This window comes from Thermomonas sp. HDW16, assembly GCF_011302915.1.
Taxonomy (GTDB): domain Bacteria; phylum Pseudomonadota; class Gammaproteobacteria; order Xanthomonadales; family Xanthomonadaceae; genus Thermomonas.
Genome location: NZ_CP049872.1, coordinates 1,202,009 through 1,216,526, shown reverse-complemented (window position 1 = coordinate 1,216,526; position 14,518 = coordinate 1,202,009). Strand labels below are relative to the sequence as shown.

Below are 14,518 nucleotides of genomic sequence, written 5' to 3'. Positions count from 1 at the left end.
CGGTCAGCAGGATGGGATCAACCGCTGCCGGCCACCGTCATCCTGCCGACCAGGATCGAACCGGTGCGGATATGCGAACGCGGATCCACATCGGTGCCAACGGCTTCAATAGCGCCGAACACCTGCTTCAGGTTGCCGGCGATGGTGATGCCGTCCACCGGATAGGCGATGCGCCCATCCTCGATCCAGAACCCGGCGGCACCGCGCGAATAATCGCCGGTGATCGCATTCACGCCCTGCCCCATCAACTCGGTGACCAGCAGGCCGCGACCCATGCCGCGCAGCATCGATTCAAGATCACCCGCATTCGCATGCACCTGCAGGTTGTGGACACCGCCCGCATTTGCGGTGGTCTGCAACCCGAGTTTGCGCGCCGAGTAGCTACCCAGCACATAGCGCTGGACGATACCGTCGCGCACCAGTGGCGATTCGCGGGTGGCCACGCCTTCGCCATCGAACGCGGCGGAACGGAAGCCGCGCGGCAGGAACGGCAGCTCGTCGATGCCGAACCATTCCGGGAACACCCGAGTGCCGGCACTGTCGAGCAGGAAGCTGGCCTTGCGATACAACGCACCGCCGGACACCGCGCCGAGGTAATGCCCGACCAGCGAACGCGCCATTTCCGCGGCGAAAAGCACTGGCACTTCGCCGGTCGGCAGCTGGCGCGGCTCCAGCCGTTCCAGCGTGCGCTGCGCGGCTTTGCGACCGATCGCTTCCGCCCGCTCCAGGTCGGACTGCGCAAGCGCCACGCTGTACCAGCTGTCGCGCTGCATGGCATCGCCTTCGCCGGCGATCAGCGCGCAACCGATGCTGTGCGAAGTGCCGCGCTCGCCGCCGAGGAAGCCGTGCGAATTGGCGTACACGCTGATCGAAGCATTGGTATTGACTGAAGCGCCATCGGAATTGGCGATGCGCGCATCGCTGTCGCGCCCGGCCTGCTCGCAGGCCAGGGCCAGGTCGATGGCCTGCTGCGCATCGATATCCCACGGATGCCAGCCGTCGAATTCGCGCTGGGTGGTCGCCATCAAATCGGCATCGGCCAGACCAGCGGCGGCATCATCCTCGGTGAATTTTGCGATAGCGCAGGCTTGGGCCACCGTGGCTTCGAGGCTGGACTCGCGCAGGTCGGCGGTGCTGGCACTGCCCTTGCGCTGGCCGAAATACACGGTCACCGCGATCCCGCGGTCGCGGGTGGCTTCCACCGTCTCCACCTCGCCCATGCGCACGTTGATCGCAAGACCGGCGTCCTCGTTGCAGCTGACTTCGGCCTGGCTGGCGCCGGCGGCACGCGCCTGTGCCAGCAGTTGCTCGGCGATCCCGGACAGGCGCTGCAGACGGGCCTGGCTGTCGTCGGCAACGGGGGCGATATCGATGGCGGAGCTGTTCAATGGATTATCCTGTAGCGATGCGAGGACGTGACGACGAAACCGGTGAATTCTTCAGCCCCAGCCGCAGCCAGCAACGGCGCGCGGCCTTGGATGTGCTGGAACTGGGCGAACAATTGGCGGCACTGAGTGCGGCGCAGCTGGCGAAGCTGCCGATTCCGGACGAATTGATGCCGCATATCCGCGAGACCCAGCGCATCACTTCCTACGGCGCGCGCAAGCGGCAGCTGGCGTTCCTGGCCAAGCAGATGCGTCGCCAGGACGACGAAGCGCTGGACGCGATCCGCGATGCGATGAGCAAGGACGGCGACGCCACCCGCCGCGAGACCGCCGCGATGCACCGCGTCGAGGCGCTGCGCGACACCCTGTTGGGCGAGGACGGCGACGCGGCGATGACCGACCTGCTGGCCGCGCATCCGGACGCCGACCGCCAGAAGCTGCGCCAGCTGGTGCGCAACGTGCACGAGGAACGCAAGCGCAACAAACCGCCGCGCGCGTTCCGCGAGTTGTTCCGCGAGCTGCGCGAACTGATGGCGCAGGGCGAAGACGCATCGGGCGACGATGCAGACGACAGTCTCGACGACGGCGACGAAGACCACGGCTGATCAGCCCGCCTTCGTTCCGCCGACCGTCAGTTCCGAGATCAGCAGCGAAGGCTGCCCGACGCCCACCGGCACCGACTGCCCGTCCTTGCCGCAGACGCCCACGCCATCGTCCAGCGCCATATCAAAGCCGATCATCGCCACCTTCTGCATGGTCTCCGGGCCATTGCCGATCAACGTGGCGCCCTTCACCGGCGCGGTGATCTTGCCATCTTCGATCAGGTAGGCCTCGGTGGCGCTGAATACGTACTTGCCGCTGGTGATGTCGACCTGGCCGCCGCCGAAGTTCACCGCGTATAGGCCGCGCTTCACCGAACGGATCATCTCCTGCGGATCGTGCGTGCCGGCGCGCATGTAGGTATTGGTCATGCGCGGCATCACCAGGTGCGCGAACGATTCACGGCGGCCGTTGCCAGTCGGCGCCATCCCCATCAGCCGCGCGTTGAGCGTGTCCTGCATGTAGCCGACCAGCACGCCGTCCTCGATCAACGTGGTGCAGTTGGTCGGCGTGCCTTCGTCATCGATATTGAGCGAGCCGCGACGGCCGTCCAGCGTGCCGTCATCCACAATCGTCACGCCCTTGGCCGCCACCCGCTGGCCGATGCGGCCGGCATAGGTGCTGGTGCCCTTGCGGTTGAAGTCGCCTTCCAGCCCGTGGCCGACGGCCTCGTGCAGCAGCACGCCCGGCCAACCCGCGCCCAGCACCACCGGCATTACCCCTGCGGGCGCGTCGATGGCCTCGAGGTTCACCAGCGCCTGGCGCAGCGCCTCGCGCGCGAATTTTTCCGGCTTGTCTTCGGCCAGCAATTCTTCGTACGAATAGCGTCCGCCAAAACCCGCGTAACCGGATTCGCGGCGGCCGTTCTGCTCCACGATCACCTGCACGTTCATCCGCACCAGCGGGCGCACGTCGCCGGCCAGCACGCCATCCGTGCGCGCCACCAGCACTGTGTCCACCGCACCGGACAAGCTCACCATCACCTGCTGTACGCGCGGATCCAGTGCGCGCAGCAACCCGTCGACGCGACGCAGCACCGCGACCTTGGCTTCGTTGCCAAGCGCATCGACCGGATCCAGCGCCGGATACAACTGGCGTCCGCCACGGCGCTGCAGGGCTTGTGCGCCATGTTCGCGGCCATCGCGGGCAATCGCTCGCGCCGAGTGCGCGGAAGCGATCAACGCTTGCGCGTCCAGGTCATCCGAATAGGCGAAGCCGGTCTTCTCGCCGGAGATTGCGCGCACGCCCACGCCTTGCTCGATGGCATGCGCGCCGTCCTTGACGATGCCGTCCTCCATGCTCCAGCTCTCGCGGCGCGAATGCTGGAAATACAGGTCGCCGAAGTCGATGCCGGGGCCCAGCAGGCTGCCGAAGGCGCGCTGCAGGCTGTCCAGGTCGAGTCCGGTAGGCGCCAGCAGGCGGGATTCGGCGATAGCGAGTGCAGTCATGGGGTCGTTTCGTTCGGCTCGATGATGAGATGGCGGCGAAGCGGCGCGGATCAACCCTGTGGTGGCGGATCCGCGGGCGTGTCCCGCGTCGCCGGGTTGCGGGTGGTGACTTCGACCTTGGGTGAACTCCATGGCCCGGTGACGCGGTAGGTCTTCGCACCAAGGCCCTGCAGCGGCTTGTCCAGCACCGCATTGGCGACCGCGCCGACTGCGGCACCGACGGGTCCACCAGCAATCGCGCCGACCGCGGTCAGCAGTCCACCGGATTTCGGCAGCACGTCCACGGTCTGGTCGAAGCGCTGGGTGCGCAGGTCGGCGCTGCCCCGCACCTTGATGTCGGCGGCCGGCCCCTTGATCGCCAGGTTGTCGGTGCGCGCCACGCCCTGCGCCAACTTCACATCGCCCTTGATGCTGTCGAAAGCGAAACCCTTGTCGAAGATGTCGCGGAAATCCAGCGTCAGCCGGCGCGGCAGCTGGGCAACGCCAAGCAAGCCGAGTACGCGGCCAGCACCGGGCTCGATTTCCAGCAGGCGGCCATCACGCGCATCCAGCACCACGCTGGCCTCCATTGCGACCGGATCGAACGCTTCCGGGCCGCCGCGCCAGGTCGCATCCATGTCGAGCCGGCCCTTGCCACCGGCAAGTTGCCCGCCAAAGCCCAGTCCGCTGAGCAGCGCACCGAATGCGTCGCTATCCACGTCCAATCGCAACTGGGTGCGCGAGGCGTTGCCGCTGCCGATCCATGTGCCACTGGCATTCAACCGCTGCTTGGCCCCATTCGACGCAAATTCATCCATGCGCATGCCACCGGCGATGGGGGTGCTGCGGAAGCGCGCGCTGCCGAGCACCGCATCGCCGATGCGCAACTCGCCAACTTCGAACAGCATTGGCGGAATGTTGGCCGGATCGAATGCGGCTGCACCCGCATTCGCCACCTGCGGCTGCGCGCTGGCAGGCGATGTGGCCGGGAACTTCCAATACAACCGATCGAAGCGGCCTGCGACGGTGGCGCCGTCCTGGTTGGGCACCAGCAGCGAACCGGCGATACCCGCACCCTGCACCTGTACCGCAGTGCCGCGCGCGGCGGGCGCAAGGACCAGCCTGGCATCGGCGAAATCGGAACCGAGCAGGCGCAGCCGCTTCGCATCGACCTCGATCCGGCGCAGCGGCAGCGACGTATCGCCATGTCCGCCGGATACCACGCCGATCCAGTCCAGCGCATCCAGCCGATCAACTCGCCCGCCGACCGTCAGTCCGCTGGCTGGTGGCGCAGCCGCGGTGTCGCCGCCCAGTTGCACGCGGACACCGGTCTGTTGCCCATTGCTGCGACTGCGCAGCGAGAGCAGGTTGCCAAGTTCCACCGACACTTCGCCGCGATCCATCGGCAGGTCCACGTCCACCGTTGCCGCCATCGCCTGCGCCGCCGGCTTGCGTACCGGCTCCGGCAAGTCGATCGCCGTGCCCGCCAGGTTCGAGCGCAATCGCAGGCGCGTGGGTGGCGTGGTTTGCGCCGCACCGCGCGGAATCGCCACTGCCACCGTCCATGCCGAGCGCCCGCCCAGGTATGGCTTCAGCCAGCCCAGGTTGCCGGCCTTGTCGAGCAAGGCATCGATGCCGATGTTGGCCTGCAATTCGGCCTCGAACGCCTGCTTCGGATCGCGCACATGCGGCCCTGCGCGCAACGAGAGCACGCCTGGGGCGCCGTCATGCTGCACTTGCAGGCCGTCGGCACTGAATCCGCCGTTGTCATATCGCGCCTGCCCGCGCACGTTGTCGAACGCCAGCTTCCAGCGCTCCTCGCGCATGCTGGCGCCGGCCAGGTCGACCTTGCCGTGCATGTGCATCTGCGCGCCGGCATCGTGATGGAACGGCAACAACATATGGAAGTCGGCGCTGGCAGGCCCCGCCACCTGCAGGTTGTCCAGCGTCTCGCCATAGTCCTTGTGCAACGGACTCTGGCGCAGCATCGCCAGGAAGTCCTTGGCGTTACCGACGGCCTCCGCATCCACGCTCAATTCCGCGCGCCCGAAACGCGGGATGCCGGCCTTGAACATGGCGACCGGCACGCCAGCAAGACGCCCCTTGCCGGCGATGGTGAAACCATCCGCTTCGAAGCGGACATCGGCATCCACTGCCGCCATCGGTGGCCAGTCGGGCTGGAATTTCAACAGGCCATCGACGATCTTCGCATCGACCCTGAACTTGCCGGCGCCGGCATGGCCGTTCTCCGTGCGGAACGGCCAATCGTCCAGATCGCCCGCCACCACCGCATGCACATCGCGCAGGCGGCCACCCTGCAAGGCCGCGTTGAGCCAATCCACCGTGGTTTTCGACATCAGGTGGTGCACCCAGAATTGCCGAGCGAGCGAGACCGGCGCCTCGCCGATGTCGGCGGCGAGATCGAGCCGCGGGCGACCGCCATCATCCGAAAAACCGATGCCGCCGCGCGCCTGCACGTCCAACTGCTTGCCGACGATGGACAGGCCCGGCGTCTGCACGCTCCAGCCCGCGCCGTCGCGCCACAGCGCGACCTCACCATCCAGCGCGACCTCGTGCACCACGCCGAAGCCGGCCGGCCAGTCGAAGGCCGCCGTCGCACGCGGATCGAACTTCAGGCGCATGCCGTCTGCATCGCCTTGCAGCTGCGCATCCACGCCGCGCAAGCCGGGGCTGTTGCCGACCGGCGCGAAATGCAGGCCGCGCAGGCCAGCACCGACGCGCAAGCGGCCGCCGCGGGCACCGGCCACGTCCACGTCCTCAAGCACGACGCCGGCGGACGATGCATGCAGCCAGTGACGCAACTGCGGCGACACGCGATCGCTCAACGCAAGCAACGCGAGCAACGGCGAGGCATCGATGCGCTTCACACGCAGGCCGTAACGCTCGCCACCGGCCACGGCGATGCCATCGAGGACTTGTCCGTGCTTGCCGTTGCCGATGCGCAGGCGGCCAGCACTGGCCTGCCATTGGCGGGTGTTGCCGGCCCAACGCGCGTCCATGTTGACGATGCCCAGATCCAATGTTGGCGCCGCCGCATCGCCAGGCAATGCCGTGCCACGCAGCACCACGCCATCGAGTGCCGTGTCGGCATGCAGGCTGACCACGCGGTTCGCCTCCAGTCCGGCCCAGGCCTGCACGCGCCCGCGCCCGGACACGGGCGAAATGCCGGCAACGCGCACGGTCTGCACGAGTTCACCGAGATCCGCCCGGCGTGTCCCCGCATACATGCGGCCGTTGCCGCTGCCGCGGTCGAAATCCAATGCCATCTCGAACGGGGTCGTGTCCTTGCGCAACCAGGCACGCGCGCCGCCGCGGATGCGCGGGCCGTCCACGCGCATGCGCAGGTCGATGCGCGGCAAGGTCATGTCGATCCGCAGCTCGGGCGCCAGCACATGCAGCCGGGCCTCCGACACCTGCAATTCGCCCAACCGCTCCAGCGTGGCGAATGGATCGCCTACCGCTTGTTGCTGCCCCGGCAGGCCGCGCACATTCCAGCGACCTGCCGCATCGCGCTGCAAGGTGAGATCCAAGCCGCGCACGCGCAGCTCGGTGAACGAGCGCCCAGGCAACAGACCGGCGTACTGCGCCACCAGGATCTCCGCATCGCCGATGCGCAGCGGGTTGGCGGCGTCGCCGATGCGCAGGTTGTCCAGACGCAGCAACGGGCCGCGCCGCGTCCATTCGGTGTCCAGATGGTCGAACGCGACCTTGCGCTGCGCACGCTGGCTCAGCCAGTCTGCGATCTTGTCCGGGTTGCGTTCCACCATCGGCAGCAACTGGCTGCCGATGCCGTTGCCGATGGCAAGCAGCACCAGCAACGCGGCGAGTGCGTACCACGCACCACGGCGACACAGGCGCAGGCGACGGCGCAGCGGGGTGGTCATGGTTCTCGCCGCACCGGCACCAGCGGATCAGCGTCCATCGCGATCACGTCAGAGCAGCACGACATCGAACTGCTCCTGCATGTATTGCGCGTCCGCCTGGAAGCGGATCGACTTGCCGAGGAACTCCTCCAGCTCCGCGACCGCGTTCGACTCTTCGTCGGTGATGCGCCCGACCACCTTCGGCGAGGCGATCACCAGCAGCCGCGCCGCGTCGAACTGGCGCACCGCGCGGACGATCTCGCGGAAGATTTCGTAGGTGACGGTTTCCGCGGTCTTGACCGTGCCGCGCCCGCTGCATTCGTGGCAGGGCTCGCTGAGCTGGCGTTGCAACGATTCGACCGTGCGCTTGCGGGTCATCTCGACAAGGCCCAGCGGCGAGAAGTCGTACACCGTGGTCTTGGCGTGGTCGCGCGCAAGTTGTTTTTCCAGCGTGCGCAGCACCTGCCGGCGGTGCTCGGCATCGACCATGTCGATGAAGTCGATGATGATGATGCCGCCCAGGTTGCGCAGCCGCAGCTGGCGCGCCACCGCCTGCGCGGCCTCGAGGTTGGTGCGATATACCGTCTCCTCGAGGTTGCGCTGGCCGAGGAAGCTGCCGGTGTTCACGTCGACAGTGGTCATCGCCTCGGTCTGGTCGATCACCAGGTAGCCGCCGGATTTCAGCGGCACTTCCTTTTCCAGCGCGCGGCCGATTTCGTCCTCGACCCCGTACAGGTCGAAGATCGGGCGCGCGCCGCTGTAATGCTCGATCTTCTCGGCCAGTTCCGGCATGTATTGCGCGGCGAAATCGCGCAACCGCTCGCAGGTTTCGCGCGAATCGACCTTGACCTTCTCCACGTCGCGGCGGATCAGGTCGCGCACCGCGCGCAGCGGCAGGCTCAGGTCTTCGTACACGCAGCTGCCGACGTTCGCCGTGGCGGAATTTTCCTCGACCAGCTTCCACGCACGACCGAGGTAGGCGATGTCCTCGGCCAAGGCCTCGGCCGCCTGGCCTTCCGCGTTGGTGCGCACGATGTAGCCGTGGGTACCGCCGGACGGTGCCAATTCGGTCATCAGCGCCTTCAGCCGCGCGCGTTCGTCCTCGTCCTCGATACGCGCGGAAATACCCAACACCTTCGAACGCGGCAGCAGCACCATGTAGCGCGAGGGAATGCTGATCTGGGTGGTCAGCCGCGCGCCCTTGCTGCCGATCGGATCCTTGACCACCTGCACCACGATCTCGGCGCCATCGCGAAGCAATTCGGTGATCGGGATCTGTACCTGCATCGGTGCGCTGGTCGGCGCGTCGTCGCTTTCGCCGGCATCCAGCTGGGTACTGCGGAAGATGTCGTTGGCATGCAGGAAGGCCGCACGTTCCAAGCCGATGTCCACGAACGCCGCCTGCATGCCGGGCATCACCCGCTGCACCTTGCCCTTGTAAATATTGCCGACCACGCCGCGTTGGCTGCCGCGCTCGATGTGCAGCTCCTGCAGCATGCCGTTCTCGACCACCGCCACGCGGGTTTCGCGCGGGGTCACGTTGACCAGCAGTTCCTCACTCATGCGAGCAACCCGAACTGCTTCAACAATCGCGAGGTCTCGAACAACGGCAGGCCCATCACTCCGCTGTAGCTGCCGGACAGGTATTCGATATAGGCCTGGAAGCGGCCCTGGATCGCATACGCGCCGGCCTTGCCCTCCCACTCGCCACTGTCGATGTAGGCGGCGATCTCGGCATCGGACAGTAACGTCACTTTCACCTGCGAGGTGGAGACCGCCTGGGCTTCACGACCGGCCGAGACCAGCGAGACCGCGGTGATCACTTCGTGCGTGCGGCCGGACAGCGCGCGCAGCATCTCGACCGCAGCGGCGGCATCGGCCGGCTTGCCGAACACGCGACCGTCGAGGATCACTTCGGTATCCGCCCCGAGCACCGCGGCATCGGGCACGGCGACGACCTCCAGCAGGCCGGCGCCGGCTTTTTCGCGCGCCACTCGGCGCACGTATTCGAAGGCGGCTTCGGACGCGCCCTGTTGTTCGGGGATGTCGAGGTCGATGACGCCGAAATCGAGGCCCAGGCGGGCCAGCAGTTCGGCGCGGCGCGGCGAGCGCGAGGCAAGATGCAGCATGCCCGAAGTTTAACCCGCGGCTGACTGCAGTCCGTGCAGGTGGCCGCATGCAACCCCGTTGCAACTCACCATGCGTTCACTCGCGCAGTGGCGTTCACCTGCCGCCTACTCGGCAGCCCGCTACCATCCCCCGCATCGACAAGGAGTCCACCATGATGTTCCGCCCGCTCGTCCTCGCCACCGTCCTTGCCCTCGGGATTCCCATGACCGCCTGCGCCCAGCCCCAATCCCCTGCCGGTTACGCGATGCCCGCCGACGGCACCCTGCTCTCCGTGTCCGCATCCGCAGACGCCAAGCGCGTGCCGGACGTCGCCACCATTTCCACCGGCGTGGTCACCCAGGCCGCCGACGCCAATGCGGCGATGCGCGCCAATGCCGCGCAGATGGACAAGGTGATGGCCGCGATCCGCAAGGCCGGCATCGCCGAACGCGACATCCAGACCAGCGGGATCAACCTCAACCCGAACTACAAATACGTGGAGAACGCACCGCCAGCCATCGTTGGCTACCAGGCCAGCAACAACGTCAACGTGAAGGTGCGCGACCTGTCCAAGCTCGGCAAGGTGCTGGATACCTTCGTCGAACAGGGCGCCAACCAGATCAACGGCCCTAGCTTCGAGGTCGACAAGCCGGACGAGGCCTATGACGAGGCGCGCATCGCCGCGATCAAGAAAGCGCAGGCGCGCGCGCAGACCTATGCCGATGCGCTGGGCCTGAAGGTGCGCCGGATCGTCAGCATCAGCGAGGGCGGCGCGAGCTTCCCGCGGCCGATGCCGATGATGCGCGCGATGGCCGCGGACGCCGGTTTCGCCAAGGAAACATCGGTGTCGCCGGGCGAGAGCACGCTGTCGGCGAACATCGAAGTGGTGTTCGAACTCGGCCGCTGAACCCGCCCCTGTCGGTTACGACGACGCCCGCTTCGCGCGGGCGTCGTTTCATGTGAATGCGACTCATTACCACTGATCGGCGCCTGCTTGCCGACTATCGCCTGACGATTGCCATACGCTGCCGCATGGAGCAGCGTTGGGGTGTGCAGTAGACGGGCCATCAACCCCATTGCCGCCACCCGTCCGTTGCATGGTTCGTGCTTCTTTCGAAGTCGCACACCCGACATCGCACCCTGACAGGAGGTTGACCATGGTTCGCGCCCACGCCCTACCCCATTCGTCCGGCTTCGCCCTGCTGAAGCCCGCCTCCAAGCCGCAACTCGACTCCGCCCGGATCCTTACCCTGAGCGGCACCATCGCGCTCAACGTACTGGCGATGGGACTGCTGATGATGCCGCTGTCGATGCCGTCGCCGATCACCTTGCCGGATGAAAAACCCCGTGACCAGACGCGCTGGATCCCGCGCGAACAACCCAAGCCGGAGACCGTCGAAATTGTGAAGGACAAGCCGAAGCCGTCCGTCACGCACCCCATCCAGCAACGCGCAGCCACTCAAAAGCCGGCGGAAACGACGAACTCTGAAATCATCGCCAGCAGCGGCACCGAGTTCGTCGCCGAGACGGCGACGGACACCGCCGGCCCGGCCGAATCGATCAGCGCGATCGAAGCCGCGCCATCACCGATGCAACTGCAATACCGCATGGCACCGGCACCGACATATCCACGCCGCGCCCTGCTGCAGCACCTGACCGGCACCGTGCTGCTTGAAGTACTGGTCGGCATCGACGGTCGTCCGCTTGAGGTCAAGGTCGCGCAGAGCAGCGGCTATCGCGAGCTGGACGAAGCCGCACGCGCGCAGGTGCTGAAGCGCTGGAGCTTCCAGCCGGCGACGAAGAACGGGCTGGCGGTGCAGGCGATCGGCATGGTGCCGATCGAGTTCGCGCTGAAGAACTGAGCCGTCCCTGCGTCGATCAAAACGCCCGCATCAACGATGCGGGCGTTTTTTTAGGCACGGTGATACGGATGATTCGCCAACAGCGCAGCAGCGCGATACACCTGCTCGGCCAGCACCAGCCGCACCAGCATATGCGGCAATGTCAGCGGGCCTAGCGACCAGGTTTCATCGGCATGTTGCAGCACGTCGGGTGCATGGCCTTCGGGGCCACCGATCAGGAACGCCAGGTCGCGGCCCTGACTACGCCAGTGTTCCAGGCGAACAGCGAGTTGTTCGGACGAATGCATCTTGCCGCGCCCGTCCAGCGCGACCACATGCGCGTTCTTCGGCAAGGCGGCGAGTACGCGCGCGCCTTCGTCGGACATTGCGCGCTGCGTGTCGCGGCCCTTGCCGCGCACGCCGGGCTCCACTTCGACGAGGTCGAGCGGCAGCCAGTGCGACAGGCGCTTCTGGTATTCGGAGAAGCCCTGCGCCACCCACGCGGGTGCGTGTTCGCCGACTGCGATCAGCCTGGCCTTCAAGGCCTCAGAGCTGCGATTCGGCGCCGGTTTCGCCGAAGTATTCCGGCGGTTGGTCGCCCACCGTCCACAGGCGCTCCAGCGCGTAGAACTCGCGCACGCGCGGCAGCATGACGTGCACGATGACATCGCCCAGGTCGACCAGCACCCATTCGGCCTCGCGCTCGCCTTCCACGCCCAGCGGCATCACGTCGAGCTTCTTGGCGAACTTCACCACTTCGTCGGCGATCGACTTGACGTGGCGGGTCGAGGTGCCGGAGGCGATCACCATGTAATCGCAGACGCTGCTCTTGCCGCGCACGTCGATCTCGATCACGTCCTTGGCTTTCAGTTCTTCCACCGCGGCCTGCACGGTCTTGAGGAGCGATTCCACCGACGGCGGCGGATTGGGCAGGCTGGTCTTGATGACGTGGGCAGTAGTGGTCAAGGGCGCGGCTCAGCGGTGAGCGGATGGTGGAGACGCAGTCAGTATAGCGCCCGGGTCGCGGTACAGCCCCTGACTGGCGATATAGGCCGCCACCGCCGTCGGCACCCATTCCTGCCAATCGCCGCCTTCGCGGATGCGGCGGCGCAGCTCGGTGGAGGATTCCGGGCGCAGCGTCGGCATCGGCAACAGGGCGAAGCCGCCGCTTGCGGTGGCGGCCAGATCGGCCGGCGGCAACCAGCGGTCGGCGATCTCGGCCAGCACCTCCGGCGCATGTTCGCGCAGGCGGCTGGCATCCACTTCGGAACCCGGCCGCTGCACGGCCACGATGTGGGCGCGGCCGAACAGTTCGCGCCAGCGATGCCAGGTGTGCAGCTGCAGCAGGGAATCGGCACCGACCAGCCAGGCGATGGGCGCGGCATCGCCATGTTCTGCACGCAACTCCCCGAGTGTGTCGAAGGTGTAGGACGGCCCTTCGCGCAGCAACTCACGCCGATCCACTGACAGGCCGGCTTCGCCCGCAACCGCGAGATCGAGCATTTCTGCACGTTGTTCGGCATCGGCGCGAGTCGGGCCCTTGTGCGGCGGATCGTGCGCGGGGATCAGCGCGACATCGGCGTCCAGCGCATCGCGCGCCGTGCGCGCGACGGCCAGATGCCCGTTATGCACCGGGTCGAAGGTGCCGCCATAACAGACCAGCAACTTACCTGCGCTCACGAGGCCAGCAGCCGTGCCGCGCCCTTGTCGGCCATCGCCAGCAGCAGGCGTTCCAGCTGCAGCCACGCATCCGGCGATTCCTCGCCGATGCGCACGCGGCCCTTGGCGATGCGATCCACCCGGCCGGCCTCGACCAGGAAGCGCTGCCAGCGTTCCGGCGGATGCTTTGAGATGGCGCGTTTGTACACCGCCTGCTTCGAATCCCAGATACGCAGCGCCTTGCACTCGGCGGCGAAATTGCGCGCCCGCGCCAGCGCGGCGACGGTCTGCAGTTCCTTGACCACCATGCCCATCAGCGCCGGCACAGCCTCGCCTTCCGCGCGCAGGCCGGCCAGCATGCGCGAGACCTGCGGCGCATTGCCGTTGAGCGAGGCATCGACCAGACGGAACACGTCGAAGCGGGCGGAATCGGCGACGAGTGCGTCCATCGCCTCCGCATCCAGCAAGGTACTGGCACCCTCGTTGTTCCGGGTCAGCAATGCGAGCTTGTCGATTTCCTGCGCGGCGGCCAGCAGGTTGCCTTCGATGCGCTGGGTCAACCGCGCCACGGCATCCGGCGTGGCCTTGACCCCGCGGCTACGCAGGCGACGGTCGATCCAGCCGCCGAGCTCATGCGGCTTGACCTGCCAGGCGATGCAGGAATGGCCGACGCGGCCGATGGCTTCACTCCATTTGCCCGCATGCGAACGCGACCAGTCGCCGGCGATCACCAACAACACCACGTCCTGCGGCGGCTCCGCGCAGAACTCGCAGATCAGCTTGCTGCCGTCATTGCCGGGCTTGCCGGTGGGCAGGCGCACTTCGATCAGGCGACGGCTGGCGAACAGGCTGGGCGCATGGATGGAAGCGGCCAGGCCATCCCAGTCGGCATCGCGGCCTTCCATGTCGTGTACTTCGCGCTCTTCGATGCCCTGCGCGCGCGCCGCTGCGCGTACGGCATCGGCGGCTTCGAGGACGAGCAATGTTTCCGGCCCCGCAACCAGGTAGGCCGGGCGCAGCGGTTCGCCGGCCAGTTGCGAGGCGATGCGATCGACGCTCAGTTCCATCGCGTCAAGCGCGCGCGGCCGTCACTGTGCGGCAGCGGATGGCTTCGAGGCCGCATCGACGCGGCGCAGGATCGCCGCCGCCATGTCGCGGCGCAATTCGCGCACCAGCAATTCGCGCTCGCTGGCCTTGCCGATCGAGTCGACCGCCGGTGCGAGGTAGTCGCGACCCAGTTCCACCGCCTGTTGCGGCACCACCACGCTGTCGTCGGCGCGTCGCATGCTGAAAGTCACCGCATAGCGCAGGGTGAATTCCTGCGCGCGGCCGAACTGGTCGTGGCTGATCGGGGTATCCGCCCATTGTTCGGAAATCACCTGCAAGGTCGCGACGCCTTCGGTGGCGTCGACGGGTGCGGCCTGTGCACCTGCACGCTTCAGGCCATCGGCCAGGTTTTCCGCCAGCGCGCTGTACGGATCCGCCGCCAGCACCCGCACCGGGCCCAGGTTGGCCGGCAGGTTCAGGGCGTTGCGCAGGTGGAAACCGCAACCGGTGAGCAGTGCGGCGGCAAGCACGAGGACGAAAGCAGATTTCTTCATGGCTGCAGTCTA

13 protein-coding genes are annotated in these 14,518 nt (G+C 67.0%); 3 read left to right on the top strand and 10 right to left on the bottom strand.

Annotated features, from left to right (window positions below; translation table 11 throughout):
* Positions 1–17: 17 nt before the first annotated feature.
* Positions 18–1,388, bottom strand: coding sequence for a metalloprotease PmbA (gene pmbA, locus G7079_RS05585; RefSeq protein ID WP_166056339.1), 1,371 nt, complete (start codon positions 1,386–1,388; stop codon positions 18–20).
* Between the two features lie 17 nt (positions 1,389–1,405).
* On the opposite strand from pmbA, the gene yjgA reads away from it, so the two are divergent.
* Entirely contained in the window at positions 1,406–1,990 is a 585-nt protein-coding gene (gene yjgA, locus G7079_RS05580) for a ribosome biogenesis factor YjgA (RefSeq protein ID WP_166056337.1), read from the top strand.
* On the opposite strand, the gene tldD is transcribed toward yjgA, so the two are convergent.
* The 4 genes from tldD to G7079_RS05560 are packed head-to-tail and all read right to left on the bottom strand — an operon-like array spanning position 1,991 to position 9,425.
* Positions 1,991–3,433 carry a metalloprotease TldD gene (gene tldD, locus G7079_RS05575; RefSeq protein ID WP_166056335.1) on the bottom strand — a complete coding sequence of 481 codons (1,443 nt, stop codon included), beginning with the start codon at positions 3,431–3,433 and terminating at the stop codon, positions 1,991–1,993.
* Between the two features lie 50 nt (positions 3,434–3,483).
* A complete protein-coding gene (locus G7079_RS05570; protein WP_166056333.1) occupies positions 3,484–7,317 on the bottom strand; it encodes a YhdP family protein in 3,834 nt (1,277 codons plus the stop codon).
* Positions 7,318–7,365: 48 nt separating this feature from the next.
* A complete protein-coding gene (gene rng / locus G7079_RS05565) occupies positions 7,366–8,859 on the bottom strand; it encodes a ribonuclease G (protein WP_166056331.1) in 1,494 nt (497 codons plus the stop codon).
* Entirely contained in the window at positions 8,856–9,425 is a 570-nt protein-coding gene (locus G7079_RS05560) for a Maf family nucleotide pyrophosphatase (RefSeq protein WP_166056329.1), read from the bottom strand. The genes rng and G7079_RS05560 overlap by 4 nt, the downstream gene beginning before the upstream one ends.
* 152 nt (positions 9,426–9,577) lie before the next feature.
* Here G7079_RS05560 and G7079_RS05555 point away from each other — a divergent pair, with 152 nt between their 5' ends.
* Together G7079_RS05555 and G7079_RS05550 are read left to right on the top strand one after the other, a co-directional pair.
* A complete protein-coding gene (locus tag G7079_RS05555; RefSeq protein ID WP_166056327.1) occupies positions 9,578–10,312 on the top strand; it encodes an SIMPL domain-containing protein in 735 nt (244 codons plus the stop codon).
* A gap of 250 nt (positions 10,313–10,562) precedes the next feature.
* A complete protein-coding gene (locus G7079_RS05550; RefSeq protein WP_166056325.1) occupies positions 10,563–11,267 on the top strand; it encodes an energy transducer TonB in 705 nt (234 codons plus the stop codon).
* Positions 11,268–11,317: 50 nt separating this feature from the next.
* Here G7079_RS05550 and rlmH read toward each other — a convergent pair whose 3' ends face one another.
* Genes rlmH through lptE form a run of 5 tightly spaced genes read right to left on the bottom strand, consistent with a single transcriptional unit; the run spans position 11,318 to position 14,506 of the window.
* Complete coding sequence (rlmH, locus tag G7079_RS05545) at positions 11,318–11,788, bottom strand: 23S rRNA (pseudouridine(1915)-N(3))-methyltransferase RlmH (protein ID WP_166056323.1); 471 nt, start codon at positions 11,786–11,788, stop codon at positions 11,318–11,320.
* A 4-nt stretch (positions 11,789–11,792) separates the two neighbouring features.
* The gene (rsfS, locus tag G7079_RS05540) at positions 11,793–12,212 is read right to left on the bottom strand and encodes a ribosome silencing factor (RefSeq protein WP_166056321.1); all 420 of its coding nucleotides are present in this window, start codon (positions 12,210–12,212) and stop codon (positions 11,793–11,795) included.
* 9 nt (positions 12,213–12,221) lie between these two features.
* The gene (gene nadD, locus G7079_RS05535) at positions 12,222–12,926 is read right to left on the bottom strand and encodes a nicotinate-nucleotide adenylyltransferase (RefSeq protein ID WP_166056319.1); all 705 of its coding nucleotides are present in this window, start codon (positions 12,924–12,926) and stop codon (positions 12,222–12,224) included.
* Positions 12,923–13,972 (bottom strand): DNA polymerase III subunit delta, encoded by a 1,050-nt coding sequence (holA, locus tag G7079_RS05530; RefSeq protein ID WP_166056317.1) that lies wholly within the window; start codon positions 13,970–13,972, stop codon positions 12,923–12,925. The genes nadD and holA overlap by 4 nt, the downstream gene beginning before the upstream one ends.
* Positions 13,973–13,993: 21 nt before the next feature.
* Positions 13,994–14,506 (bottom strand): LPS assembly lipoprotein LptE, encoded by a 513-nt coding sequence (gene lptE, locus G7079_RS05525; protein WP_166056315.1) that lies wholly within the window; start codon positions 14,504–14,506, stop codon positions 13,994–13,996.
* Positions 14,507–14,518 lie beyond the last annotated feature (12 nt).